The organism is Pseudomonas sp. NPDC087346 (assembly GCF_044744235.1).
Classification (GTDB): domain Bacteria; phylum Pseudomonadota; class Gammaproteobacteria; order Pseudomonadales; family Pseudomonadaceae; genus Aquipseudomonas.
This window is the reverse complement of the sequence record NZ_JBIUXX010000177.1, coordinates 1-1,218: the sequence shown is the minus strand read 5'-3', so window position 1 is coordinate 1,218 and position 1,218 is coordinate 1. Positions and strand designations below refer to the sequence as shown.

The following is a 1,218-nucleotide window of genomic DNA, read 5'->3' as shown; positions in this document are numbered from 1 at the left end:
AAGCTTGCCCAGTGCGATACCCATTTTTTCCTGGTCATCCTTGGTCTTAGGCTCTACGGCAACCGAAATAACCGGCTCCGGGAAGTCCATACGAACCAGGATGATTGGCTTGTCAGCGTTGCAGAGGGTCTCACCAGTGGTGACGTCCTTCATGCCGATCAGGGCCGCGATGTCACCAGCGCGCACTTCCTTGATCTCTTCACGGGCGTTTGCGTGCATTTGCACCATACGACCCACGCGCTCTTTCTTGCCTTTAACCGAGTTGATCACGCCGTCGCCGGAGTTCAACACGCCCGAGTAAACACGGACGAAGGTCAAGGTACCCACGAATGGGTCGGTAGCGATCTTGAACGCCAGAGCCGAGAACGGCTCCGAATCGTCTGCATGACGCTCCAGCTCGATAGTCTCGTCATCCGGGTCAGTACCCTTGATGGCAGGAATATCAACAGGCGCAGGCAGGAAGTCGATAACGGCGTCGAGAACCAGGGGAACACCCTTGTTCTTGAAGGAAGAACCGCAAACAGCAAGAACGATCTCACCAGCGATAGTACGCTGACGCAGAGCAGCCTTGATTTCCGCGATGGTGAGTTCTTCACCTTCGAGGTACTTGTTCATCAGCTCTTCGCTGGCTTCGGCCGCAGCCTCAACCATGTTGCTGCGCCATTCTTCAGCCAGTTCCTGCAGCTCAGCAGGGATAGCCTCACGACGTGGAGTCATGCCTTTGTCAGCATCATTCCAGTAAACAGCTTCCATGTTGATCAGATCGATCTGACCCTGGAAGTTGTCTTCGGAACCGATAGCCAACTGGATCGGCACTGGAGTGTGACCCAGACGCTGCTTGATCTGACCGATCACGCGCTGGAAGTTGGCACCAGCACGGTCCATCTTGTTTACGTAAACAAGACGTGGAACGCCGTATTTGTTGGCCTGACGCCATACGGTTTCCGACTGTGGCTCAACACCCGAAGTACCGCAGAACACAACGACCGCGCCGTCGAGTACACGCAGGGAACGCTCAACTTCAATGGTGAAGTCTACGTGGCCCGGGGTGTCAATAACGTTGAAGCGATATTGGTCTTTGTGCTGCTTTTCGGAACCCTGCCAGAAGGCGGTAATAGCAGCAGAAGTAATGGTAATACCACGCTCCTGCTCCTGAACCATCCAGTCTGTGGTCGCGGCGCCGTCATGCACCTCGCCCATTTTGTGACTTTTGCCAGT

At 54.9% G+C, this 1,218-nt stretch carries 1 protein-coding gene; it reads right to left on the bottom strand.

The genetic code is table 11. The annotated features are described in order from the left end of the window. The coding region (locus ACIOZM_RS31890; RefSeq protein ID WP_401221671.1) for an elongation factor G at positions 1-1,218 on the bottom strand (1,218 nt) is incomplete at both ends.